The sequence below is a fragment of the Thermoanaerobacter brockii subsp. finnii Ako-1 genome, assembly GCF_000175295.2.
Classification (GTDB): Bacteria; Bacillota; Thermoanaerobacteria; order Thermoanaerobacterales; family Thermoanaerobacteraceae; genus Thermoanaerobacter; species Thermoanaerobacter pseudethanolicus.
In genome coordinates this window covers 1,907,044-1,930,068 of sequence record NC_014964.1, presented here as the reverse complement: position 1 = coordinate 1,930,068, position 23,025 = coordinate 1,907,044, and the positions used below count along the sequence as shown (strand labels likewise).

Here is a 23,025-nt window from a genome sequence, read left to right as displayed (position 1 = left end):
ATAAAAAGAGGTGTGTAGTGTGAAAAAATGGAAATGGGTATTGTTTACAGCATTTGCGCTACTTTTAATAGCGCCGGAAATTGCCTATTCCATGCACATAATGGAAGGGTTTCTTCCTCTTAAATGGTGCATAATATGGGATATAGCTTCTTTGCCTTTTGTGGTTGTGGGACTTATAGCGATAAACAAAAAGGTAAAGGAAAATCCAAAGCTTAAAATGCTTTTGGGTTTTGCAGGTGCTTTTGCTTTTGTGCTTTCGGCCTTGAAAATCCCTTCAGTTACAGGAAGTTGTTCGCATCCAACCGGTGTAGGGCTTGGAGCTATACTCTTTGGACCTTTTGTTATGAGTGTTTTAGGCCTTATAGTGCTTTTGTTTCAGGCACTGCTTTTAGCTCATGGGGGTATAACAACTTTGGGTGCTAATACATTTTCCATGGCTATAGTAGGGCCAATTGCTTCCTATTATATATTTAAAGGAATAAAAAAAGCAGGTGGTCCAAATTGGCTTGCAGTATTTTTAGCTGCCTCAATTGGGGATTTGCTTACATATGTGACAACATCCCTCCAACTTGCTATTGCTTTTCCTACTGAAGTAGGCGGATTTACAGCCTCATTTTTAAAATTCATGGGGATATTTGCAGTGACACAGGTACCTTTGGCAATAAGTGAGGGGCTTTTAACTGTGCTTGTAATTAATATGCTAACTGCCTACAGCAAAGAGGAACTCATTGAGCTTAACGTTTTAGAGAAAGAAGGTAAGGCAGTATGAAGGATAAAAAGTTTTTAATGAAAAATTTGATATTAGGTTTGTTGGTCATTTTGCTGATCGTGTTTCCTCTTGTTACTATTAAAAACGCTGAATTTGCTGGCGCAGATGACAGGGCGACACAGGCTATTGCTGAGGTAGACAAAAATTATAAGCCATGGTTTGAACCAATTTGGGAGCCACCAAGCGGAGAAATTGAAAGCCTTTTGTTTGCGCTCCAAGCTGCAATTGGCGCAGGATTTTTAGGATATTATATAGGTGTTGCGAAGTGGAGAAAAAATGTTAATAGATAGTTACTCTTACACAAACAGGATGTACAATGTACATCCTGTTGAAAAACTTTTATTTGCCCTTTTAACAATGATTTTGTGCTTTGAATTTGATGCCTATACTAATATTGCAGTAATTATTTTGATGTTTGTGGTAACTGTATTTAAAGCGAAAATTCCAGCAAGAGTGTACATTAAGCTTATGCTAATTCCTTTTTCTTTTTTGATAATAAGCATATTGACACTTATCATAAATGTTATAGGGGATAAGAGTGTTGCATTAATAAGCCTTAATATTTTTGGAGTAACTTTAGGAATTACTGAAAAAGGCATTAATACTGCTGTTATTTTATTTTTCAGAGTTTTAGCAGTAGTGTCTTGTTTGTATTTTCTCGCTCTTACTACTCCTGTAGTTGACATTATAAATGTCTTAAAGAAATTAAAAATTCCTTCACTATTTTTGGAGTTACTTCAGCTAATTTACAGATTGATATTTGTTTTAGTCGAGGCTGCTGAGGAAATCTATATATCTCAGGATTCAAGATTGGGATATGCCACATTAAAAAATAGTTATAGGTCTTTAGGCTTTTTGATATCTTCTCTTTTTATTAAGTCTTACAAAGATTCACAGGATTTATATGTGGCTTTAGAAGCAAGGGGTTATAACGGAGAACTAAAAGTCATCGGTAAAGATTACAAATTTTGTTATAAAAATATAATATTTATTATTTTGATAGAACTAATTTTAATAAGCATATCAATGCTTTTAAGAAGGTGAACTATGAAAAAGCAATTTATATTAGAAGCGATAGATGTTACTTTTGAGTACAGCGACGGTACAAAAGCTTTAGATGGCGTAAATATATCGATAGAGAAGGGTAAAAAGACTGCAGTTTTAGGTCCAAACGGTGTAGGTAAAACAACACTGTTTTTGCACTTCAATGGAATTTTGAAACCTAAATCAGGAAAAATATTGTATAACGGGGAAGAAATAAAATACAATCGTACCGAACTTACCAAACTCAGAAAGAATGTGGGTATTGTTTTTCAAAATCCTGACATACAGCTTTTTTCTGCCAGTGTATACCAAGAGATTTCTTTTGGACCTATGAATTTGGGTTATCCAGAAAATATAGTAAAAGAAAAAGTGGAAAAAGCTATGAAACAAATGAGAATTATTGATTTAAAAGACAAGCCCACTCATTTTTTAAGCTATGGACAGAAAAAAAGCGTCTCAATAGCTGATATCATAGCTATGGAGCCTGAAGTCATTATACTGGATGAGCCAACGGTTTATTTAGATCCTAAGCATGTACAAGAAATCATGGGTTTGTTTGACAAATTAGCTGAAGAGGAAAAGACAATCATTTTATCAACTCATGATGTGGACTTTGCTTATTCATGGGCTGACTATATATATGTCATGAGGAAGGGAAAAGTTGTTGCAAAAGGCGAACCAGCAGTTGTTTTTACTAACGAAAAAGAACTCGATTGGAGTGATTTGAGAAAGCCTATGCTTTTGGAAATATATGAAATTTTAAAAGAAAAAGGAATTATGAATGGAAGTAATATACCAAAAAATATAGAGGAATTAAAAAAATGTATAAAATAAAAAGCTGCTGAAGCCTTAGCAGCTTTTATTCTATTTTATTTTCTTTTTGTCCTGAAGAGAATAATTGCTGTAAAATATCCAAAGAGAGCGCTGTCATCTTCCATTGACACGGGATGGGCAACGCCTATTCTACTACTAGGGGTATTACAGCAACATTTGCTGAAAGTGTTATAAAAGTGTCGGCAGAGCCCGCCCACGCTCCTACAGGGGAAGACACATACTACTTTTTACATTATCTCTTCCAAGGTCTTTTTAATTTCAAGAAGAAAACTTTCTGTATTTACAACAGTTTTATTTGGCAAATCAGAGAGAGCTGCTAAATCTTTTGTCATTATACCTTTTTCAATTGTTTGAAGAGATGCATTTTCCAGTTTGTCAGCAAAGTTTACGAGGCTTTCTATTCCGTCAAGTTCTCCTCTCTTTTTCAAAGCACCTGTCCATGCGAAAATTGTAGCAATAGAATTTGTAGAGGTCTCTTCTCCTTTAAGGTATTTGTAATAATGCCTTGTAACTGTTCCATGAGCTGCTTCAAATTCGTATTTGCCATCAGGAGATACTAGCACAGATGTCATCATGGCGAGGCTTCCAAATGCTGTTGCTACCATATCTGACATTACATCGCCGTCATAATTTTTGCATGCCCAAATCATTCCGCCTTCAGACCTTATAATTCGAGCCACAGCATCGTCAATAAGAGTATAGAAATATTCAATTCCCGCTTTCTCAAATTTTTCTTTATATTCATTTTCGTATATTTCCTGGAATATGTCTTTAAATCTGTGGTCATAAATTTTTGATATGGTGTCTTTGGTTGCGAACCACAAATCTTGCTTTGTATCTAAGGCATAGTTAAAACATGCTCTTGCAAAACTCTTTATCGATTCATCAGTGTTGTGCATGCCAAGGATGACACCAGGACCTTCAAATTCATGTATTGTTTGCCTTGACACTTCACCTGTTTCAGAGGTAAAAACAAGTTCTGCTTTTCCTTTGTTTTCAACCCGATATTCTACATCTTTATAAATGTCTCCATAGGCATGCCTTGCAATTGTAATGGGCTTTTTCCATGTTTTTACGAGAGGTTTAATACTTTCCACAATAATAGGTGTGCGAAAAACTGTGCCATCAAGTATTGCTCTGATTGTACCATTAGGGCTTTTCCACATTTTTTTAAGGTTGTATTCTTCAACTCTCTGGGCATTTGGAGTAATTGTTGCACATTTTACGCCGACACCATATTTTTTGATGGCATATGCCGCATTAACCGTGACCTGATCCTCTGTTTTATCTCTGTTTTTAATTCCAAGGTCATAATATTCCGTTTTAAGGTCTATATAGGGCTCTAAAAGTATTTCTTTTATCAATTTCCATATGATTCTTGTCATTTCGTCCCCGTCCATTTCAACGAGGGGTACCTTCATTTGAATTTTGTTAGCCATTTACTTCTCTCCTTTGTCTAAGATATAACAAAAACTTCGAAAATTTATCAATACAAATTGATAAAGCATAACTTGAATATTATTATATAGGATAAGTCATGTTTTCGCAACAGAAAAGTTATCTTATCCTAATTAATGGTCATTTTTTAATCAGTCCCTCCAAATAATAATCATAAAAGAATTTGAGAGTAATTCCATAGTCTCCATGGTATTTAAAAACTTTTTCTTTAAAATCCGCCAGTTTCAAATAATCACTGCAATATAATAATTCTCCCGTATAAATGACATTGTGTTGAAGGTTTAAAGGAGCTTTATTTAAATTTATCACATCAATGTCATCTCTTTTTGAATATTTCACTTATTTTAACTTCTAATGTAAGTTCTTCCTCCAATGAGACATTTTTATTGTATAAAACTGCAAAATCAATATCGCTGTTTTTGTTTTGATATTCCGTGGCACTACCAGATAACATTAGCCATATAATTGTAAAATATTAGGCGAAAAATGCATTTTCGTTCCCAAAAATGACACTTTCGTTCCAAAATCCACAAATTTAATTTCAAATATTGTATAATATTTAAAAAGTGTTTTTACATTTTTAGGGGTATAAAAAATGGACTTTTTATGTCCGCAGGAGGAATTACTTTCTTCTTATAAACGATGCAGTAAAATGGGTATTGACCATTCAATAACTGCGCCATTAATAATGCTAAAATCAAGCAGATTTAGAAATGATGTAATTATTCTTTCGATAGACAATAACAAGGAGGAATGAAAGATTTGCTTACTGTCAAAAATTTGTACAAAAAATACAATAAAAGCAAGATTATAGCTTTAAACAATGTATCCATGAATATAAATAAAGGGGAAATAGTAGGACTTCTTGGACCGAATGGAGCGGGTAAAACCACTTTACTTAAAATAATATGCGGTTTAACAATTCCTGATTTAGGTGAGGTTATTATATCCAATATCAAAATGGGAGATAAAACTCGATTGAAAATAATGGAGAAAATAGGCGTAGTACTTGAAGGCAACAGTATTAACACGAAAAGTAAAAACTCTTTCAATGGGTCAAAAACAAAGAGTAGCAATAACTGTTTCTTTACTTCACGAACCGGAACTTTTAATTTTGGATGAACCTTCCAATGGATTAGATATAGAGTCACGTGTCTTACTGACCAATGCTATTAAATCCTTAAGAGAGGAGATGAAGATAACAGTATTACTTGCTTCTCATGATGTAGATTTTTTGAGAAAGACAGTTGACAGATTTATAATAATAAACAATGGGAACATCGTTGATGAATTCGCAAATATCAATATTACAGCAGAAGACATAGAAAATAAATATAAAATACATGCAAATTTAAAGGGGGCTTAAATATGTTCAAATATTTAAACATTGTAATAGCTAAATAAAAAGAAGTTTAAAAGAAAGTTTTTCATATAAAATAGAAAATGATATAGCGAGAAAATCAGTAAGTAATATTGCTATTTCTTACAATGAGTGGCTACTACTTATACTTATAAGTATCTTGTGGCTTATAGTTGGTTCAGTGGTTTTTGGTATGAGTAGTAGGTACGCCAGAAAAAATGGATTATTGGGTACATATTAGCTTCCTTGGGGCTGTGGAGGAATCGCCATTGTGAGCACGAGTTAATTAATGCCTATCTCTAAGGAAGAACCTATTTAACAACACACCACTGATAAATCCTCCTATATGCGCCCACCAGGCTATTCCACCAACCGTTGTACCACCAATGACAGAGTAGACCGTGCCGGAATAGAGCTGGGTCAGGAACCATAGGAAGAGGTAGACCACGGCGGGTATCGGAAGGAAGACTGGAACCAGGAAAAAGCTTGGTACCAGCGTAATTATCCTTGCCGACGGGAATAATACAAAATATGCACCCATAATGCCTGCAATAGCTCCAGAAGCCCCTACCACCGGTACTTGTGAGAGGGGATTAAAAACCAGGTGAAATACACCTGCGATTACCCCACTAAGGAGGTAGAAAATGAGGAACCTTATATGGCCCATCCTATCTTCAACATTATCTCCGAACAGCCAGAGTATCCACATGTTGCTAATTAGGTGAAGTGTGTTACCGTGAAGAAACATACTGGTGATAAAAGGGTATAAGTCGCTGCTGGAAAACGGTACACCGGATATAACCAGTTTTGTAATTTTTGCCGGTATAAGCCCGTATTTGTAAACAAACCCGGCAAAAGTGCTGTATGAAGCACTTGAAAGAGTGAAAAATATGAGCGAATTTATTATTATGAGCAGGAGCGTAATAACGGGTGGTCGTCTGCTCGGTATATTATCCCTGATTGGAAACATCTTTAACCCTCCACTTTTTTATTCTACCTTTGCACGAAAACCGAGTTCCGTATCAAATCAAAATTATATTAAGATTATAGCACAAGTGGGGGTAGAATTACAGATGGCTAGAATTAGATGTTTTTATCACTACTGCCTGGCTTATTAGTAAAATTTATTAATAAAGCCTTTTAAATGTCAAATTCAAAGAATATAAAAATTTGGTAACATAGAAGCAGATGAAGACCATGTATCCTTACAAAAAGGTGATAAGATTTAATATTATTATTGTTCTGGCAATAGAGATAATTATGTTGCTTTTTACTCCGGCCTTTTCTTCAAAAGAGTTTATTGATAGGTTGAATTCGATGTCTCAGAATTCGGCAGTTCAGATACATATTTTGGACCAGAAGGAGGAATTCTCACAACTCTTGTCGTTTTAGTTGCTTTTGCCATATTGTATTATTATTTTGAAAGATACAAGAAGGAGAAAGAGATAGAAGTATGAAAGGAGTGTTAAAAGAGCATGAAGGCGAAAGAATTAGAACTACTGCATCTTGTCTTTAAATATGTAAAGCCTAAAATAAAGCTCTTTATTCTATCTTTTACTTTTTTAGTAGTGTTATCTTTGATTTCTCTTTTACCGCCTTATCTTACCAAATTTGCTTTCTATGAAGGGATAATGAATAGTTGTTTTTTTGGTTTAGTTCAAAGAGAAAAAACAACCGGACGCTGGATGAGCCAAAAGTAGTAGAAAGAAATGATTTAAAAAGGCAAAATGAAATCAAGTAATGTACGAAATAGATAAGAGCGGATATCCTCAAGCGAAAAGCAAAAAACAAATTTTTCATGGAGTTTATGACATTTTAGCAGGGATTATTCTACTTTTTTAATATTTTTTTACTTTATATTTTAATAATAGTAAGGCATTAGTTTTTCATGAGTTTTAAAGTAGTGTTTATATGGAATGAGAGATTGTATATTCACTCATTATATAGTTTTTATCAAAACCATTAAAAATGGCATTATAATGACACTAAATATTGTTGTGTACGTGATCATGCTTGTCGCAAATTCGTAATCTGCACCATAAACCCTTGCTATTATTGCTGAGTTTACCATGACAGGCATTGCAGACATTATTATAAAGACATCTCTCATAAGCTGAGGAATTGGTATAAATAAATCTAATATCCATACTAAGGCAGGAGTCACCAAAAATCTCCCGATAAAAACCATTAAAGCATCTTTATCAAGCTTAAATTTATCAAAACTCATTTCGTAAATAGTTATACCAACATAAAATATTGAAAGGGGTGTTGTAAGTCCTCCTATCATTTTGAAGCTGTCAAAAATAAGTTTTGGAAGTTTAATATTGGCAAAAACCAAGATTACACCTATGATAAAACCAATAAGAGGGGGATTAAATATTCTTTTTAACGTATCTAAAGTTAATATTTTTTGATCTTTGCCTTTTGTGTCACGAACAATGCCATACACACCCAAAGTCCACCAAATTGTAGTATTTGCCATGTAGTACAAAAGAGTATAAGGTGTCGCAATTTCCCCAAAAAGAGCTTGAGACATTGGAAGCCCCACAAATATTGAATTTGATAGTGAAAATATTGCTGTAAATACTCCCTTTCTTCCTCTTTTGACTTTAAAAATTTCAGCCAGTATATATGCAATCAAGTAGGATAAAAGTATTGACAAAAAAGGTATCAAAAGTCCTCTTCCTGGGCGCTCTAATTGCTTTTTTGAGAAAGTTGATGTTATGTTTACTATCATAGAAAGTGGCAAAGAGATATTGACGACAAGTTTAGCAAATAAATCTGATATTGAACTATCAAACCATCCTGCTTTTGCAAGATAATAGCCAAGAGCTAACATGAATACAATTGTAAGTACTCCTTGAACCGATGATAAAAAAGTCTGCATTAAACTGCCTCCCTGATGTGAAAGTTTAACTTTGTATTTACTTTTAAGAGTAACACAAAAAAGAAAAATTTCAAATAGGTTAAGAAAGGAGTAAAAATATCATGTATGAAAATTATGATGTAAAACAGGAAATGAAAAAAGATTGGTGGTTAATTGGAATTATACTATTGATATGGATTTTTACCTTTGTTGTTTTTGGGCGTTTGCCGGATAAAATTCCAATGCATTGGAATATTTCTGGCCAAGTAGATAGTTTTGGACCAAAGCAGGATGTGTTTATTTTACCTTCAATCATTACCGGAGTATATTTTTTGATGGTATTTGTTCCTCTGATTGACCCTAAAAAAGCTAATTATGGTAAGTTTGCCGGGGCATATAGGGTGATAAGGGCTGTTTTAATAATTATTTTATCTGCAGTGTACCTTGCCGCTACCTTTTCTGCATTGGGATATAAGGTGAACATAGATAGGCTTGGGAATGCTATTATTCCTGTGATGTTGATTGTGTTTGGAAGCTATATGGGTAAAATTCAACACAATTATTTTGTTGGCATAAGGACGCCCTGGACTCTGGCGGATGAAGAGGTGTGGAATAAGACACACCAGATGGGCGGAAAAGTATGGCTTATTGCAGGTATTGTCGGAGTATTTGCTTTATTATTCACCGGCACATGGGTGGGTATTTTGATGTTTGTTCTTCTTGTTGCTGCCGTTATAGTGCCAGTTGTGTATTCTTATGTGATTTTTAGGAATAAATAAAAACAATAAAGAGAATGAGGTTTTTAATCGAATAAGCGAAAAACGCTTCAAAGTTCAAGATTTTGGATATAAGGATTTAAATATTTATAATTGAGATCTGCAAAATAGCTATTAGTTTTTTATTTCCAATGCGTGCATTTCAATTTTCACCAGCTTTTTTTACATAGGACAAAAAGCCAAAAAAGGCAAATTAAACAGGATAACAAAAAGGATAATGCCACATTTCCTTGACGAGTAAAGCTGATAAGGCTGTAAGGATTAAAATTAAATGCGTTAATATCAGTTGAGCCAATACCCCTTTGAAGGTTTCCTAGCAAAATTTCTGATTTTATCATAAAAGTATTTTTTAATTCAACAAAAGAATAAGCAGGAATTTGAGAGGTTTTGTAGAAATAATAAACTTGTAAGGGTTGTTCATAAAATAAAAGGAAAGGTTTAATAAAACTATATGGGAAGGGGTAGAAAATGGATTATAAGAATTTGCTGAAGAAATTATGCGAAAGCCATGGAGTTTCTGGACATGAAAGAGGTATCTATGACTTAGTAAAAGAAGAGTTTGCTCAAATTTCCGATGAAGTCACTGAAGATAAATTTGGCAATTTATTTTTTTTAAAAAAGGGCACAAAAGGTAAGTATAAAGTAATGCTGGCAGCTCATTTAGATGAAATAGGTCTTATAGTAAAGGATATAGACGATAAAGGATTTATCAAGTTTACCACTGTAGGGGGTATAGACCAAAGGACTCTTCCTTCTCAAGAGGTAATAGTTCACGGAAAGAAGGATATATTGGGAGTTATAGGAAGCAAGCCACCGCATCTTTTATCCTTAGGGGATATGGAAAAAGCCATAAAGATTGAGGATATGTACATAGATGTAGGAATGAGCAAAAAAGAAGTAGAGGAATTAGTTAAAATTGGAGATGTAATAACTATAAAAAGAGAGTTTAGAGAGCTTTTAAATGATTATGTTTCAGGTAAAGCTTTGGATGACAGGGCAGGTATTGCTGTAATGGCAGTATGCCTTGAGGAGCTTAATAAACTTTATCATTATCACGATGTATACGCAGTGGCAACACTGCAGGAAGAAGTAGGGGTAAGAGGAGCTATAACTTCTGCTTACAATGTGGAGCCAGACATTGCTATTGCTATTGATGTTACACATGGTAAAGCTCGGGGACTTAGTATAGAGATAGAGCTGGGTAAAGGACCTGCAATTGGAAAAGGACCTAATATGCATCCGGCAGTATACAAAGGGCTTGTAGAAGCTGCCAAAAGTTATAACATAAATTATCAAGTGGAGCCTTTGCCGGGGCCTTCTGGAACGGATGCATGGGCGATACAAATCTCAAAAGATGGGGTTCCAACTGGGCTTGTATCAATACCTTTAAGATACATGCATACTTCAGTAGAAACAGCAAATATGAAAGATATAATAAATAGCGGCAAGCTTTTAGCTTATTACATTGCTAATCTTCCAGAGGAATTGGAGGGACATTTATGTTATTAAAAGAATTGACAGAAATAATGAGTGCTTCAGGGGATGAAAAGGAGATAAGGGAGAAGATAAAAAGCATTGTTGAACCTTATGTAGATAATGTTTATGTAGATAAAATGGGGAATTTGATAACTTGTAAAAAAGGGAAAAAAGACAAACCTAAAATAATGTTAGCTGCTCATATGGACGAAGTAGGATTGATGGTAAAATCAGTAAATGAAGATGGAACATTGAGCTTTTCACCAGTTGGCGGAGTAGACAACCGCATACTTGTTTCTAAAACAGTAAAAGTAGGTGAAAAGAAGATAAACGGCGTTATTGGTGCAAAGCCAATACACCTTCAAAAAAGAGAAGAGCAGCAAAGACCACTTGATTATGATTCTCTTTACATAGACATAGGAGCGACTTCTAAGGAAGAAGCTTTAAAACACGTTTCTCTAGGAGACTATATTTATTTTGATTCAAATTTTGAAATATTGGGAAACGACTATGTTAAAGCGAAGGCTTTGGATGACAGGATAGGATGCAATGTTTTGATAGAAGTTTTAAAAAATGAGTATGAATATCCTATTTGTGTAGCTTTCACTGTGCAAGAAGAGGTTGGCTTAAGGGGAGCTGGTGTTGCAGCTTATAATGTAGAGCCTGACTTTGCTATAGTTGTAGAAGGCACTGTTGCAGCAGATGTTTCCGATTCAGTACCCCATTTAGTTTCTACTGAACTGGGGAAAGGGCCTGCAATTTCATTAATGGACAGGACCGCTCTTTACGATAAAAAGGTGATTGACAAGATTGTAAAAATAGCAGAAGAGAATAAAGTGCCTTATCAGTTTAGGAGGATAGCCAGTGGTGGGAATGACGCAGGTAAAATTCACCTTACAAAAGGTGGCATAAAAACAATTGCTGTATCAGTCCCATGTAGGTATATTCATTCTTTTAATTCTGTAGCCTTTTTAGAAGATTTTAATAACACAGTTAAATTGGTTGATTTGATAATCAAAAATATTGAAAAGGAGGCTTTAATATGAGTTTAAATATAGAATTGATAAAAAAACTTACACAAACTTATGGACCCTCAGGAAATGAGGATAAAGTGCTTGAAATTATAAAAGCGGAAGTAAAGGATTTTTGTGATGATATAACTTATGACGCTTTGGGAAATATGATATGCAAAAAAGCTGGAAAAGGAAAAAAGATAATGGTAGCTGCTCATACGGATGAAATAGGGCTTATGGTTACACACATAGAAGATGAGGGTTTCTTAAGGTTTACTACTATAGGGGGAGTTTTTGTAGAGCAGACAATAGGAAGAAGAGTAATTTTTAAAAATGGAGTGCAAGGAGTTATAGGAGTAGAGCATTTAGAGGATAAAAAAGAGATAAAGACTGAAAAGTTGTATATAGACATTGGAGCGAAAAATAAAGAAGAGGCTCAAAAATATGTAAATATAGGTGATAGTGCCGCATTTGCCGGTGAGTTTATTGAATCAGGAGATAGGCTTATCTCAAAAGCATTTGATGATAGAATAGGCTGTTATGTGGCAATTGAGGTATTGAAAAATCTTAAGACAAAAAATGAGGTATATTTTGTTTTTACTGTTCAAGAAGAAGTTGGAACAAGAGGTGCAGCTGCAGCTGCCTATAACATACATCCAGATTTTGCTGTAGCAGTTGATGTTACATCAACTGGCGATACACCTAAAGCGAAAAAGATGGCAGTCTCTCTTGGTAAAGGGGCAGCTATAAAAGTGATGGACAGGTCAATAATAGTAAGCCCTTCTGTGAGGGAGATGATGATTGAAATAGCTCAAAAACACAACATCCCTTATCAGCTGGAAATACTTGAATTTGGTGGAACTGATGCAGGGCCTATACATTTGACAAAAGGCGGTATACCAGCTGGTGTCATATCAATTCCGACAAGGTACGTCCACAGCGTATCAGAAATGGTAGATAAAAATGACGTTGAGGCAAGCATTGAACTTTTGAAAAAAGTTCTTGAGAAATGATTGGTAAAAATATACAGACAAGGTGATGGTTCTTTTCTATAAGACAAGAGAACCCTCCTTTTGTTTGCTTGTAAAAGCTAGCAGGGAAGATAATAGAAAGCATAAAAGGGCAGAGGATTCTGCCCTTTTATGCTTGTATGCCAAATACATATTGTACCAAAGTGCCGAAAAGATATGATAAAGCTGCTGCGCCAAGACCTGTTACTACCATTTCTAAGACCTTTCCTTTGACAGACAGACTTTCTGAAGCGACAGATACTACAACTCCTACTATAGAAAGTGCTATTGCTGCAAAAATCACTGAAAATAAAAGTGCTACTAAAGACGATGAGGTGATTATAAAATAAGGTAAAACAGGGAATAGGAGTCCTACAAGGTATGCAATGCCGGTATATAGAGCAGATTTTATTTCGTTTTCAGAAATTTCTTCAGTTAAGAGGTTTGTCATGGCATCTTCATTGTTACTGAGTTTTTCTACGATTTCTGTTCCGACATCTTCGGGTATACCAGATTCCGACAGTTTATTTAAAAATTCTTCTTTTGCCCTGTCTTTTGAGACTTTAAATAAAAGCTCCATTTTCCTTTTTATTCCTTCATTTACTTGTCTTTGAGACCGTACAGAGGTGTATGCACCTATTGCCATAGAAAGAGCACCAGCTACTCCTACTACTAAACCTGCGGTTCCAACGGTGATGGGGCTTTTTGGATAAATAGCTGAAAGTCCTGTTACAGTTCCTAAGATTTCCACAAGGCCATCGTTCATTCCAAGTATGAAATCTCTTATGTTTTCTATGTTGAATTTATCTTTTTGTCTGCTAAACATTTTTTCATGTTCAAGCTCATCTTCTATGATTTTTGAGAGAATTAATTTTTCTTCTTCTGTAAGAGAAGCTTCGTTAAAATAGCGGTAATAGGATTCGGTACTTGTTATTTCATTCATCTCAAGTATTGTGACGAATAATTTGCTTCCAACTAAGGTTCTCAATATTTTATAAGTAAAAAGCTTAAATTTGTGAAATTTTTCTTCTAGAATTTCTATATTTCTGTCTTTTAAAAATTGATGCCAAAATTTTGCATGAGCATGCTCCATTTTTGCAAGTGCTTCAAAATTACTTTTAGTTTGTGGATTTTTTTCTATTTTCGCAAGGTATGTGTAAAGGTCAGCAGCTTCAACTTCTTCTTTGTAAAAACTAATAGCTTGGTCTATAGGATTCATTTGTAAACCATCCTTTCAGAGAATAATTTTTGCGAAAATACCAGAAATAAAATTCATATTTATTATACCATATTGTCATTTCTCAAATTAATTTAGCCTAAAATCGAAAAAATTTTTCAGATTAAATAATCTTGTGATAAAATTAATGCTAAAGGAATTTGATAAATTTTTTTCAGATTCCTTTAGCATTAATTTTAATTGGAGAGGTTACTTATGCAAATAGTTTTCCATGTTGATAACATTGAAGAGTATTTACGAAAGGGCAAAGATTACAATTTCCCTGCCCCGCCAGATAGATGTCCTTATCCCGATTGCAAGTGTAGAGTAAAACTAAAAAAGCACGGGTTTTATTACCGTTACTATTTAGACGGATCCAACTGTATAAAAATAGCCATAAGAAGATATATATGTCCTGTGTGTAAAAGAACTCTTTCCTACCTTCCTGATTTCTGTCTTCCCCATTTTCAGTATTCTTTCAATATGATTGTAAAGTCTTTAAAAGAGACACTTACAAGAGAAAAAACTCTCAGTTCTTTCATAAGTGACTTAAAAAGAAACTTTCCCACCATACTATTTTCAAGACAGCATATATATTTTTACACCAAAAGGATAATGAATAATTTAAGTTTTATCATATACGGATTAAGGCAAATAGACCCTTACATAAAGTTATCTGAGACTGACTCACAAAGAGAGAGGGCCAGAGAGATTTTGGACATAATAAGCATTGTACCACTCTTCTCCCAACGGTTTTATGCTCATTGCCAAAAATCATTTCTGGCCTCTCTCACATAATTTTAGCATTAAATCCGAAAGATTTAAATAAAAATTTTGATTTTTTCTTAGCAACATAACTTTTTCCTTTAATGTCCCCCAGGTATGAGCTAAAATTACGATTAAGAAATCAAAAAAGTGAAGGGGGAACATATAAATGCTTGATGAAAAAGCGAGAGAAGCTATAGCATTAAAGAGATTTTCACTGATAAGTCCGGTGCTAAACGGACAGGTAAAAAATCAGAAAGAATATTTTGATGCTCTTTCCGATAAACCTATTGAGATACCTTATCTTGGAATGAGAAGATATACTCCCAAGACACTTAGAGGGTGGCTATATCAGTATTTAAGAGGCGGTATAGAAGCGTTAAAGCCGGGTTATCGAAGCGACAGAGGCAAATACAGAAAGATAAACTTTGAACTTTCAGAGAAAATAAAGCAAAAAAAGCTTGAACATCCTGAAATGCCAAACAAACTTCTTTATGAGACATTGATAGGAGAAGGAATAATCTCACCGGATAAAGTATCCCTTTCGACATTCTATAGGTTTTTGAAAAACATTCCTGTAAAATCTTTAGATAAAGAAAAAGAGGGTAAAACAAAGAGATTTTCCCATGAATTCATCAATGAACTGTGGCAGACTGATGTCATGTATGGGCCATATATTAAAGAAGGTAAAACAAAGAGACAAACGTACCTTATTGCATATATAGATGATGCTTCCAGGCTGTGTACCTATGCTCGCTTTTACTATACCCAGAATTTTTTAGCTTTAAGAGACTCATTTAAAGAAGCAGTGCTAAGAAGGGGAATACCCAAAATGCTCTACACTGACAATGGAAAGATATATAGAAGCACTCAATTTGAATATATATGTGCATCATTAGGTACATCTCTTATTCATGCTGAGCCCTTTTCACCTCATTCAAAAGGGAAAATAGAAAGATTCTTTCATACGGTGAGAATGAGATTTTTAAGCACAATAGATCCTACATCCATAAAGAGTATAGATGAGCTCAATATGATGTTTTTTAAATGGCTGGAGGATGATTACAACCGAAAAGAACATAGCAGTATTGGCATGAGTCCTTTAGATTTTTTCATGTCTCAAATATCAAGGGTAAATATGTGTGGTGACATAGATATGTTGAATGAATGTTTTCTCATAAGAGTAAATCGTAAAGTAAACAAAGATGCCACACTTAAAGTGGAAAATATACTTTACGAAACAGAAGAAAAGTTTAAAGGTATGCGCTTAGAAGTCAGATATGACCCGCAGTGGCTTAAGGATAATACACCCCTTTTACTTTTTCATGAAGGCAAAAAAGTAGGGGAAGCGTATAAGGTAAATTTTCATGAGAATGCTAAAATTCCTGTAGAATATATCGAAGACAGAAAGGTTGTAAGCGAAAATGAAGATACTGTGGATTTTGCTGCAAAACCTAATCCCCCAGTAATATCCTTTAATGATATCATTGATTAAAAAAGAGGTGTTTACAATGTTTACCCAATATTTTGGAATGAAATTTAATCCATTTTCTAAAGAGATAAGTGTAAATGACCTTTATATAAGTGAAGACATTGCTGAATTAAATGCCAGGCTAAAATATTTACAAGAAACAAGGGGTATAGGACTTATCGTTGGGGAGGCGGGTTCAGGCAAATCTACCGCATTAAGAAAATATGCTGAAAGCCTCAATCGTTCTACATTTAAACCATGTTACTTTGCCCTTTCTACACTCACAGTGAGAGAATTCTATCAAGCATTGGCTATGATTTTAGGCGAAACCCCCTCATACAAAAAAGTAACGCTCTTTCACCAGATACAAAGAGCGATAACAGAACTTTATTACAGCCAGAAGATAACTCCTGTCATAATATTAGATGAAATACAACTGGTTTCTAATGATGTTCTTGAAGATTTGAGAATAATATTTAACTTTAATATGGATTCTCAAAACCCGTATATATTGATACTTTCAGGACAACCACACATAAGAAACAAACTAGCCTTGAATGTAAACAGTGCACTAAGGCAAAGAATTTCTATAAAGTATGTAATGCAAGGGCTAAAAAAAGAAGAAATTCAAGATTATATAAAAACAAGAATGAAAATAGCTGGAGTGATGGATGATATATTTACACCATCGGCATATGAAGCAATATATTCTCTAACAAAAGGGCTGCCAAGGATAATAAATAACCTGGTAACGGCTTCTCTTCTCTATGCGTATTCTAAAAGGCTAAGAGAAATAGATGAAGAAGTAATATACCAGGCACAAAATGAAATCAGTTTATGAGAGTAGTAGCTTTCGCTACTCTCATTTTTTATGTGCGCCCGGCATGGGCGATAACTAGGCGGTGAAAGTCCGCTGTGGGCTTGGTAGTGGGAACCACTAGCCAAGAGCAAGGGTGTCCATCGTGAGGTGGAATCTGAAGGAAGCTTAAGGCAAAATCTCGGTCTGATGAATAAGAACCAGATAAGAGGCTGAATTGGGATGGATGAGTTTGCGTAACAAAACGAAGTCCAACACTACCCGAATCCCATACAGTAAATCTGGCAGATATATGAGATGAAAGTTATCGTTCTTACCCGGGGAGGTCTCAAGGATAAGTCATGGGAGTAAAATCTGAAGTGACAACCCATGCAGTGATGTATGGCTGAACCTTGAGAAGTCAGCAGAGGTCATAGTACTTATCTAGACATGAATAGATAAGGAAGGACCGAACGTTAGGAGGTTTTGGAAATCTTATGGACTCGAAAGATATGCAGAGACTGCAGACAACTCAACAAAGAGGCTATCCGTTGAATAGAGAAATGGAATTTCAAAAGACAACGGAAGTGCATAGTATATCATCGGCGTCGGAAGATGGAAGAAACGAGGTACAAAGATATACCAGCAAGATGCTTGAAATGATAGTAGAACGAGGGAACATGGAAGCAGCATACAAGCGCGTTGTTGCAAATAAAGGAAGCCATGGAGTCGATGGGATGGAAGTAGATGAACTTCTACCGTATCTCAAAGAAAACTGGGCAACCATAAAACAACAACTGCTGGAGGGGAAATACAAACCACAACCAGTGCGAAGAGTAGAAATACCAAAACCTGATGGAGGGAAAAGACTACTAGGAATACCTACAGTACTAGACAGACTAATACAACAAGCAATAGCCCAAATACTAAATAGAGTCTACAACCATACATTTTCTGATAGCAGTTATGGATTTAGACCAGGACGCAGTGCAAAAGACGCAATAAAAGCCGCAGAAGCATACATAAATGAAGGATACACATGGGTTGTAGATATGGACTTAGAAAAGTTCTTTGACAGAGTAAACCACGACATAATAATGTCCAAACTAGAAAAGCGGATAGGAGACAAAAGAGTACTAAAGTTAATACGAAGATACCTAGAATCAGGAGTAATGATAAACGGAATCAAAGTATCAACAGAAGAAGGGACACCCCAAGGAGGGCCATTAAGTCCACTATTAGCAAACATAATGTTGGACGAACTAGACAAAGAACTTGAGAAACGAGGGCATAAATTCTGCCGATATGCAGATGACTGCAACATATATGTAAAAAGCAGGTCTGCAGGAAACAGAGTAATGAAGAGCATAAAGAAATTCATAGAAAGCAAATTAAAACTAAAAGTCAACGAAGCAAAAAGTGCTGTAGATAGACCATGGAGAAGAAAATTTCTTGGATTTTCATTCTACACAAAAGAAAACGAAGTAAGAATAAGAATCCATGAAAAATCCATCAAAAGGTTTAAGGAAAAAGTAAGAGAAATAACCAATCGGAACAAGGGAATAAGCATGGAAAACAGAATAAAAAGACTAAATCAAATAACAACAGGATGGGTCAACTATTTTGGATTAGCAGACGCGAAAAGCATAATGAAAACCCTTGACGAATGGATAAGGCGAAGACTAAGGGCATGTATATGGAAACAATGGAAGAAGATAAAAACGAAGCATGATAACTTAGTAAAACTAGGAGTAGAAGAACAAAAAGCCTGGGAATACGCCAATACAAGGAAAGGCTACTGGAGAATATCCAATAGCCCAATCCTAAATAAGACTCTTACAAATAAATACTTTGAAAGCATAGGTTATAAGAGTTTATCCCAAAGATATCTAATTGTACACAATTCCTAATGAACCGCCGTATACCGAACGGTACGTACGGTGGTGTGAGAGGACGCTGAATAAAATAATTATTCAGCTCCTACTCGATTATACTTCAATTAACCCAAATTGCCAATAACAGATATTAACATATTTTGGCGGTTATGCTCTTAAAAAGTGAAAAAAATTTTTAATCAGGCTGTGATAATTTGAGAAAAAATACTTTTATGCACTTAAAAAATGCCATTATAATTTGAAAATCTTTGGAGATTTAATTTGAGAATTGACATTTAACATTTAAAAGGGTATAATGGAAGAAAGAGTCTTTGAGATATTAAAAAATATATGGAAAGGGTCAATAAATGATGTTTAAACAACCTTTAAAAATCATGCTTGTTTTATTTACTTTATCCGGATTATTATCGGCATGTGGTTATACATTTAAAAATGAAGAAGACCATGTTAAGTATACAATTGAAAAGTTTTACAATGTGCAGTATAAAGCGTACTTAAAAATGGAATATATTGACACAACACCATATCTGGATATGACAAAAATACAGAATCAAAATAAAGTAATAGCACTTAAAGAATTAACATTTAGAAGAAAATATGCTTTTGAAAAAGGGTATGGATACGTTGAAAGAAGGCGATTTCCTTTGAAATTTAATTACAAAAATATAGATATAAATGGTAACAGAGCAAAAGTAGTAGTGGAATTAGAAATAGATCGTACTAAGGCTTACCCAATGTTTATATGTCCAGGTGATAATATCTTTGAATTGGAAAAACAAGACGGGCATTGGAAGATAATAAATCATACATATCAAGGCTTGACACAGTATGAATTATGGATTGATAAAAAATTACCTGAACCAGATTATGAAAAAATAAAGCGTCAATTAGATAAAGAATTTGGCGAAACAAATGGTACAGTATACATAGGTTCTATGGATTCTTACTTCTACGCAATAGGAAGATAATAAGACAGATATTTTTGCAAATGTAAGGAGGAGTTTAAAATTGAAAAGAATATTGGTTCATGGATTACTTCAATTTTACTAATAACTTCATTAATTTTAAACCTGCAACACTATAAAGTTATCCAGAATTATAAAGCTCAAATGGATAGTATTAATGGATATTTTATGAATAGTTTACGCTTTTTAAGTTTAAATATTGAAAAATTTGATGGAAGCGAAAGGGACTTAATATTTTTAGTTCTATATTTCTCATAGGTGTTTTATTTTCCTACATGTATCTAAAGACAGGGAATCTGTGGATGCCGATTGGATATCACATATCATGGAATTATTTTCAAGGTTACATATTCGGGTTTAATGTGAGTGGCAATGCTATGAGAGGCATTTACAATGCTTTTCCGAAAAACAATTTCCTCTCCGGAGGGGAGTTTGGACTGGAAGGAGGAATAATTACTACTCTTGTTATCTTAATTACTTTTTTAATACTGTATTATTATTTTGAAAGATACAGAAAAGTGCAAGAAGTAGAATTGGGATAAAAAGAAGGGATAGCAGTGAATATTGACGAAAGAGTTTTAGGTATAGACGGTGCTAAAGGCGGATGGGCTGTAGCTACTTGTAAAAATGGGAAGGCTTTTGTGCAATTTTTTAAAAAAATTGAGGATGTATGGCATTCTTACAGGGATAAATTAGAACTTGTTCTCATTGATATTCCCATTGGTCTTCCTCATTCGGAGAAAAGGTATAGAAGCTGTGATGAAGAAGCGAGGAAATTTCTGGGGTATCCTCGCTCTTCCAGTATATTTTCTCCTCCTTGCAGAGAAGTTTTTAAGGCTAGAGATTATAAAGAGGCACTAGCTATAAATAAAAAGATTTTGGGGAAAGGGTTGTCAAAACAAGCCTGGAATATTGTTCCCAAAATAAAGGAAGTGGATGAATTTGTAATTAAAAATCCAGAAGCAGTTAAATTTTTAAAAGAATCTCATCCAGAGGTGGCTTTTAAAGGCTTAAAAGGAGAGGTAGCAAAATTTAGTAAAAGAGATGAGGAAGGGTATAAAGAGAGAATAGAGTTTTTAAGAATACTTTTTAGAAAGTTTGGATGTGAGATAGTTGAAGATAAAATTAAAGGCTTAAGAAGAGACGATATAGTGGATGCTTTGATTTTACTTGCAACAGGGATTTTGGCTATTAAGAAAGAGGGAAATATATGCTCTTTCCCTACAAATTTTAAAGAAAAAGACCTTTTGGGGCTGCCAATGGAAATTTTCTTTGTAAAATTTAGCAGGTTAAATGAAATTTTTATAGAATAAATATTATTGTAAAAAAGTGTGAAGAGGGGAGCAAAATGGCAGGTAATTATAGCGGTTTTTTTATAAAAGGGGAGGATGGGGCAGATATATACCTTCATCTTTGGGTGCCAGAGGAAATTCCCAGGGGTATTATTCAGGTATTTCATGGAATGGCTGAACAGGGGGGAAGATACCAAAATTTTGCCCGTTATATGAATGAAAAAGGATTTGTAGTATGTGCCGATGACCATAGAGGTCACGGGAAAACAGCAGGGAGCCTGGATAATGTAGGTTACATAGGAAAAGATGGCTTTAATAAGATAGTAGAAGATGAATATCTGATAATGAAGTTTTTGAAAGAAAAATACGGAAATCTTCCCATTGTTATATTTGGCCATAGTTTTGGATCTTTTGTGGCTCAAGAGTTTATGATAAGGTATGGCAAAGAAGTTAATGGCGTTATATTGAGCGGTTCCTCTGCAGTTAAGGAATTGCCTCTTAGATTTGGTTATGCTTTGGCTTTTGTCGAAAAAACACTTTTTGGTGAGAAAAAGAGGAGCAAAGTTTTAGATAGACTTACATTTGGAAGCTATAATAAAAGGATAAAGGGCGATAACCTGAGCAAATTTGAGTGGCTTTCAACAGATAAGGAAGAGGTTAAAAAATATGAAGAAGACCCTTATTGTGGCGGCGTCTTTACAGCGGGATTTTTTTATTACTTTTTTAAAGGACTTTTAAATCTGTATAAGCCTCAAAGGTTACTGGCAATACCAAAAGATTTGCCTTTATTTATAATTTCTGGAGAAGAAGATCCTGTAGGTGAGTATGGTAAATTAGTAAAGAGGCTCTATGAGCTTTACAAAAGTATAGGATTAAAACAAGTGAATATAAAGCTTTATCCAGGGAAAAGGCATGAGCTTCTCAATGAAGTAGAGAGGGAAAAGGTTTATGAAGATATTCTTACATGGATTGGAAAGAGAGTATTAAATTACTCGCAGTAAGACCATCAAAAAGGGCATTATAACGACACTGGATATTGTTGTATATGTGATCATACTTGTGGCAAATTCATAATCTGCTCCGTAAACTCTTGCTATAATTGCAGAGTTTACCAGCACAGGCATTGCTGACATTATGACAAATACATCCCTCATAAGCTTTGGCACAGGGATGAATATGTTTAGAAGCAATACAAGGGCAGGAGTTATTAAAAATCTTCCAATGAAAACTAGAATGGCATCTTTGTCAAGTTTAAATTTATCAAAACCCATTTCATGAATGACTATGCCAATGTAGAATATTGATAAAGGAGTAGTGAGATTTCCAATCATTCTAAAGCTTTCAAAGAGAAATTTTGGAAGAGAAATATTTGCAAGCACAAAAATTACTCCTATTATAAAACCTAAAAGAGGAGGATTGAATATTCTCTTTATTGTATCCCAGTTTACAACGTTTCTTTCTTTTCCATTTACATCTCTTATAACACTATATACTCCTAAAGTCCACAATATTGTAGTGTTTGCCATGTAATATAAAAGCGCGTAAGGTGTTGCTATATCTCCAAAAAGAGCTTGAGCCATAGGTAGTCCAACAAAAATAGTATTTGAGAGGGAGAATATCACTACAAAAACACCTTTTCTTCCCTTTTTTATTTTAAAAGTTTCAGCAAATATGTAAGCCACTATATAGGATAGAAGTATAGATAAAAACGGAATTAAAAGTCCTCTTACTGAGTGTTCTAGTTGTTCTTTAGAAAAAGTTGTAGAAATGTTTACAATCATATTAAGAGGTAAAGATACATTAATTACAAGCTTTGCAAAAAGGTCTGATGTTGATTTATCAAACCACCCTATTTTTGATAGATAATAGCCAAGTGCTAATATAAATACAATTATTAAAACTCCCTGAACTGCAGAGAAGAAAGTTTCCATCAAAAGAGCCTCCTTATGAGAGAATATAGCACTGTGTTAGACTTATTTATTAAGGATAACATAAAATGATAAAAATTTCAAAGAGGGA

The 23,025-nt window shown here is 34.4% G+C and carries 25 protein-coding genes and 1 pseudogene; 19 read left to right on the top strand and 7 right to left on the bottom strand.

Annotated elements, in window-relative coordinates:
• Positions 1-19 precede the first annotated feature (19 nt).
• The 4 genes from THEBR_RS09600 to THEBR_RS09585 are packed head-to-tail and all read left to right on the top strand — an operon-like array spanning position 20 to position 2,647.
• The gene (locus THEBR_RS09600) at positions 20-769 is read left to right on the top strand and encodes an energy-coupling factor ABC transporter permease (protein ID WP_009051831.1); all 750 of its coding nucleotides are present in this window, start codon (positions 20-22) and stop codon (positions 767-769) included.
• Positions 766-1,059: an energy-coupling factor ABC transporter substrate-binding protein gene (locus THEBR_RS09595; protein WP_009051830.1), complete on the top strand. Its 294-nt coding sequence runs from the start codon at positions 766-768 to the stop codon at positions 1,057-1,059. Before THEBR_RS09600 ends, THEBR_RS09595 begins: the two co-directional genes overlap by 4 nt.
• Positions 1,046-1,813, top strand: a complete 768-nt coding sequence (cbiQ, locus tag THEBR_RS09590; RefSeq protein WP_009051829.1) for a cobalt ECF transporter T component CbiQ — start codon at positions 1,046-1,048, stop codon at positions 1,811-1,813. The genes THEBR_RS09595 and cbiQ overlap by 14 nt, the downstream gene beginning before the upstream one ends.
• Positions 1,814-1,816: 3 nt before the next feature.
• A complete protein-coding gene (locus THEBR_RS09585; RefSeq protein WP_009051828.1) occupies positions 1,817-2,647 on the top strand; it encodes an energy-coupling factor ABC transporter ATP-binding protein in 831 nt (276 codons plus the stop codon).
• A 227-nt stretch (positions 2,648-2,874) separates the two neighbouring features.
• On the opposite strand, the gene THEBR_RS09580 is transcribed toward THEBR_RS09585, so the two are convergent.
• The 3 genes from THEBR_RS09580 to THEBR_RS12500 all read right to left on the bottom strand — a co-directional run bounded on the left by THEBR_RS09580 (position 2,875) and on the right by THEBR_RS12500 (position 4,559).
• Entirely contained in the window at positions 2,875-4,086 is a 1,212-nt protein-coding gene (locus THEBR_RS09580) for an NADP-dependent isocitrate dehydrogenase (RefSeq protein WP_009051827.1), read from the bottom strand.
• 139 nt (positions 4,087-4,225) lie between these two features.
• Positions 4,226-4,444: a nucleotidyltransferase domain-containing protein gene (locus THEBR_RS12505; protein ID WP_012268589.1), complete on the bottom strand. Its 219-nt coding sequence runs from the start codon at positions 4,442-4,444 to the stop codon at positions 4,226-4,228.
• On the bottom strand, positions 4,422-4,559 hold the full coding sequence (locus tag THEBR_RS12500) for a nucleotidyltransferase domain-containing protein (RefSeq protein ID WP_232195878.1): 138 nt from the start codon (positions 4,557-4,559) through the stop codon (positions 4,422-4,424). The genes THEBR_RS12505 and THEBR_RS12500 overlap by 23 nt, the downstream gene beginning before the upstream one ends.
• 299 nt (positions 4,560-4,858) lie before the next feature.
• On the opposite strand from THEBR_RS12500, the pseudogene THEBR_RS12165 reads away from it, so the two are divergent.
• Positions 4,859-5,177: pseudogene (locus THEBR_RS12165) on the top strand (ATP-binding cassette domain-containing protein); the annotation flags it as partial.
• Positions 5,157-5,471: an AAA family ATPase gene (locus THEBR_RS09570; protein WP_341852834.1), complete on the top strand. Its 315-nt coding sequence runs from the start codon at positions 5,157-5,159 to the stop codon at positions 5,469-5,471. The pseudogene THEBR_RS12165 and the gene THEBR_RS09570, both read left to right, overlap by 21 nt.
• Before the next feature lie 280 nt (positions 5,472-5,751).
• Here THEBR_RS09570 and THEBR_RS09565 read toward each other — a convergent pair whose 3' ends face one another.
• The gene (locus THEBR_RS09565) at positions 5,752-6,435 is read right to left on the bottom strand and encodes a rhomboid family intramembrane serine protease (protein ID WP_012269637.1); all 684 of its coding nucleotides are present in this window, start codon (positions 6,433-6,435) and stop codon (positions 5,752-5,754) included.
• Positions 6,436-6,940: 505 nt separating this feature from the next.
• Between THEBR_RS09565 and THEBR_RS09560 the strand changes: the two genes are divergently transcribed.
• Positions 6,941-7,165 (top strand): hypothetical protein, encoded by a 225-nt coding sequence (locus THEBR_RS09560; protein WP_013570842.1) that lies wholly within the window; start codon positions 6,941-6,943, stop codon positions 7,163-7,165.
• A gap of 239 nt (positions 7,166-7,404) precedes the next feature.
• Here THEBR_RS09560 and THEBR_RS09555 read toward each other — a convergent pair whose 3' ends face one another.
• Positions 7,405-8,352: an AEC family transporter gene (locus THEBR_RS09555; protein WP_012269636.1), complete on the bottom strand. Its 948-nt coding sequence runs from the start codon at positions 8,350-8,352 to the stop codon at positions 7,405-7,407.
• A 101-nt stretch (positions 8,353-8,453) separates the two neighbouring features.
• On the opposite strand from THEBR_RS09555, the gene THEBR_RS09550 reads away from it, so the two are divergent.
• The 4 genes from THEBR_RS09550 to THEBR_RS09535 all read left to right on the top strand — a co-directional run bounded on the left by THEBR_RS09550 (position 8,454) and on the right by THEBR_RS09535 (position 12,609).
• Positions 8,454-9,110, top strand: a complete 657-nt coding sequence (locus THEBR_RS09550; RefSeq protein WP_012269635.1) for an SdpI family protein — start codon at positions 8,454-8,456, stop codon at positions 9,108-9,110.
• 465 nt (positions 9,111-9,575) lie between these two features.
• Positions 9,576-10,616: a M42 family metallopeptidase gene (locus tag THEBR_RS09545; RefSeq protein ID WP_012269634.1), complete on the top strand. Its 1,041-nt coding sequence runs from the start codon at positions 9,576-9,578 to the stop codon at positions 10,614-10,616.
• Positions 10,607-11,629, top strand: a complete 1,023-nt coding sequence (locus THEBR_RS09540) for a M42 family metallopeptidase (RefSeq protein WP_012269633.1) — start codon at positions 10,607-10,609, stop codon at positions 11,627-11,629. The genes THEBR_RS09545 and THEBR_RS09540 overlap by 10 nt, the downstream gene beginning before the upstream one ends.
• Positions 11,626-12,609 carry a M42 family metallopeptidase gene (locus THEBR_RS09535; protein ID WP_009051796.1) on the top strand — a complete coding sequence of 328 codons (984 nt, stop codon included), beginning with the start codon at positions 11,626-11,628 and terminating at the stop codon, positions 12,607-12,609. The genes THEBR_RS09540 and THEBR_RS09535 overlap by 4 nt, the downstream gene beginning before the upstream one ends.
• Before the next feature lie 127 nt (positions 12,610-12,736).
• On the opposite strand, the gene THEBR_RS09530 is transcribed toward THEBR_RS09535, so the two are convergent.
• On the bottom strand, positions 12,737-13,825 hold the full coding sequence (locus tag THEBR_RS09530; protein WP_009051795.1) for a VIT1/CCC1 transporter family protein: 1,089 nt from the start codon (positions 13,823-13,825) through the stop codon (positions 12,737-12,739).
• A 213-nt stretch (positions 13,826-14,038) separates the two neighbouring features.
• Here THEBR_RS09530 and THEBR_RS09525 point away from each other — a divergent pair, with 213 nt between their 5' ends.
• From THEBR_RS09525 to THEBR_RS09490, 8 genes are all read left to right on the top strand, one after another.
• Positions 14,039-14,620, top strand: a complete 582-nt coding sequence (locus THEBR_RS09525; RefSeq protein ID WP_013570841.1) for a DUF6431 domain-containing protein — start codon at positions 14,039-14,041, stop codon at positions 14,618-14,620.
• A 136-nt stretch (positions 14,621-14,756) separates the two neighbouring features.
• A complete protein-coding gene (locus THEBR_RS09520; RefSeq protein WP_012269005.1) occupies positions 14,757-16,082 on the top strand; it encodes an IS481 family transposase in 1,326 nt (441 codons plus the stop codon).
• Between the two features lie 16 nt (positions 16,083-16,098).
• On the top strand, positions 16,099-16,899 hold the full coding sequence (locus THEBR_RS09515) for an ExeA family protein (RefSeq protein WP_013570840.1): 801 nt from the start codon (positions 16,099-16,101) through the stop codon (positions 16,897-16,899).
• Between the two features lie 452 nt (positions 16,900-17,351).
• Positions 17,352-18,764 carry a group II intron reverse transcriptase/maturase gene (ltrA, locus tag THEBR_RS09510; RefSeq protein WP_013570839.1) on the top strand — a complete coding sequence of 471 codons (1,413 nt, stop codon included), beginning with the start codon at positions 17,352-17,354 and terminating at the stop codon, positions 18,762-18,764.
• A gap of 332 nt (positions 18,765-19,096) precedes the next feature.
• Positions 19,097-19,717: a hypothetical protein gene (locus THEBR_RS09505; RefSeq protein WP_003870933.1), complete on the top strand. Its 621-nt coding sequence runs from the start codon at positions 19,097-19,099 to the stop codon at positions 19,715-19,717.
• Positions 19,718-19,989: 272 nt separating this feature from the next.
• Positions 19,990-20,256, top strand: a complete 267-nt coding sequence (locus THEBR_RS09500; protein WP_012269628.1) for a hypothetical protein — start codon at positions 19,990-19,992, stop codon at positions 20,254-20,256.
• A gap of 15 nt (positions 20,257-20,271) precedes the next feature.
• Positions 20,272-21,027, top strand: a complete 756-nt coding sequence (locus tag THEBR_RS09495) for a DUF429 domain-containing protein (protein WP_003871092.1) — start codon at positions 20,272-20,274, stop codon at positions 21,025-21,027.
• Between the two features lie 35 nt (positions 21,028-21,062).
• Complete coding sequence (locus THEBR_RS09490) at positions 21,063-22,007, top strand: alpha/beta hydrolase (RefSeq protein ID WP_003871093.1); 945 nt, start codon at positions 21,063-21,065, stop codon at positions 22,005-22,007.
• Here the strand turns inward: THEBR_RS09490 and THEBR_RS09485 are convergent.
• Complete coding sequence (locus THEBR_RS09485; protein ID WP_012269627.1) at positions 21,990-22,937, bottom strand: AEC family transporter; 948 nt, start codon at positions 22,935-22,937, stop codon at positions 21,990-21,992. The two genes, THEBR_RS09490 and THEBR_RS09485, sit on opposite strands and share 18 nt — an antisense overlap.
• Positions 22,938-23,025: the final 88 nt, after the last annotated feature.

Coding starts and splice junctions, on each gene's coding strand:
- THEBR_RS09595 (WP_009051830.1), top strand. CDS start 766: ATGAAGGATAAAAAGTTTTTAATGAAAAATTTGATATTAGGTTTGTTG.
- cbiQ (WP_009051829.1), top strand. CDS start 1,046: ATGTTAATAGATAGTTACTCTTACACAAACAGGATGTACAATGTACAT.
- THEBR_RS09585 (WP_009051828.1), top strand. CDS start 1,817: ATGAAAAAGCAATTTATATTAGAAGCGATAGATGTTACTTTTGAGTAC.
- THEBR_RS09580 (WP_009051827.1), bottom strand. CDS start 4,086: ATGGCTAACAAAATTCAAATGAAGGTACCCCTCGTTGAAATGGACGGG.
- THEBR_RS12500 (WP_232195878.1), bottom strand. CDS start 4,559: ATGTTATCTGGTAGTGCCACGGAATATCAAAACAAAAACAGCGATATT.
- THEBR_RS09570 (WP_341852834.1), top strand. CDS start 5,157: ATGGGTCAAAAACAAAGAGTAGCAATAACTGTTTCTTTACTTCACGAA.
- THEBR_RS09565 (WP_012269637.1), bottom strand. CDS start 6,435: ATGTTTCCAATCAGGGATAATATACCGAGCAGACGACCACCCGTTATT.
- THEBR_RS09560 (WP_013570842.1), top strand. CDS start 6,941: ATGAAGGCGAAAGAATTAGAACTACTGCATCTTGTCTTTAAATATGTA.
- THEBR_RS09555 (WP_012269636.1), bottom strand. CDS start 8,352: ATGCAGACTTTTTTATCATCGGTTCAAGGAGTACTTACAATTGTATTC.
- THEBR_RS09550 (WP_012269635.1), top strand. CDS start 8,454: ATGTATGAAAATTATGATGTAAAACAGGAAATGAAAAAAGATTGGTGG.
- THEBR_RS09545 (WP_012269634.1), top strand. CDS start 9,576: ATGGATTATAAGAATTTGCTGAAGAAATTATGCGAAAGCCATGGAGTT.
- THEBR_RS09540 (WP_012269633.1), top strand. CDS start 10,607: ATGTTATTAAAAGAATTGACAGAAATAATGAGTGCTTCAGGGGATGAA.
- THEBR_RS09535 (WP_009051796.1), top strand. CDS start 11,626: ATGAGTTTAAATATAGAATTGATAAAAAAACTTACACAAACTTATGGA.
- THEBR_RS09530 (WP_009051795.1), bottom strand. CDS start 13,825: ATGAATCCTATAGACCAAGCTATTAGTTTTTACAAAGAAGAAGTTGAA.
- THEBR_RS09525 (WP_013570841.1), top strand. CDS start 14,039: ATGCAAATAGTTTTCCATGTTGATAACATTGAAGAGTATTTACGAAAG.
- THEBR_RS09520 (WP_012269005.1), top strand. CDS start 14,757: ATGCTTGATGAAAAAGCGAGAGAAGCTATAGCATTAAAGAGATTTTCA.
- THEBR_RS09515 (WP_013570840.1), top strand. CDS start 16,099: ATGTTTACCCAATATTTTGGAATGAAATTTAATCCATTTTCTAAAGAG.
- ltrA (WP_013570839.1), top strand. CDS start 17,352: ATGGACTCGAAAGATATGCAGAGACTGCAGACAACTCAACAAAGAGGC.
- THEBR_RS09505 (WP_003870933.1), top strand. CDS start 19,097: ATGATGTTTAAACAACCTTTAAAAATCATGCTTGTTTTATTTACTTTA.
- THEBR_RS09500 (WP_012269628.1), top strand. CDS start 19,990: ATGTATCTAAAGACAGGGAATCTGTGGATGCCGATTGGATATCACATA.
- THEBR_RS09490 (WP_003871093.1), top strand. CDS start 21,063: ATGGCAGGTAATTATAGCGGTTTTTTTATAAAAGGGGAGGATGGGGCA.
- THEBR_RS09485 (WP_012269627.1), bottom strand. CDS start 22,937: ATGGAAACTTTCTTCTCTGCAGTTCAGGGAGTTTTAATAATTGTATTT.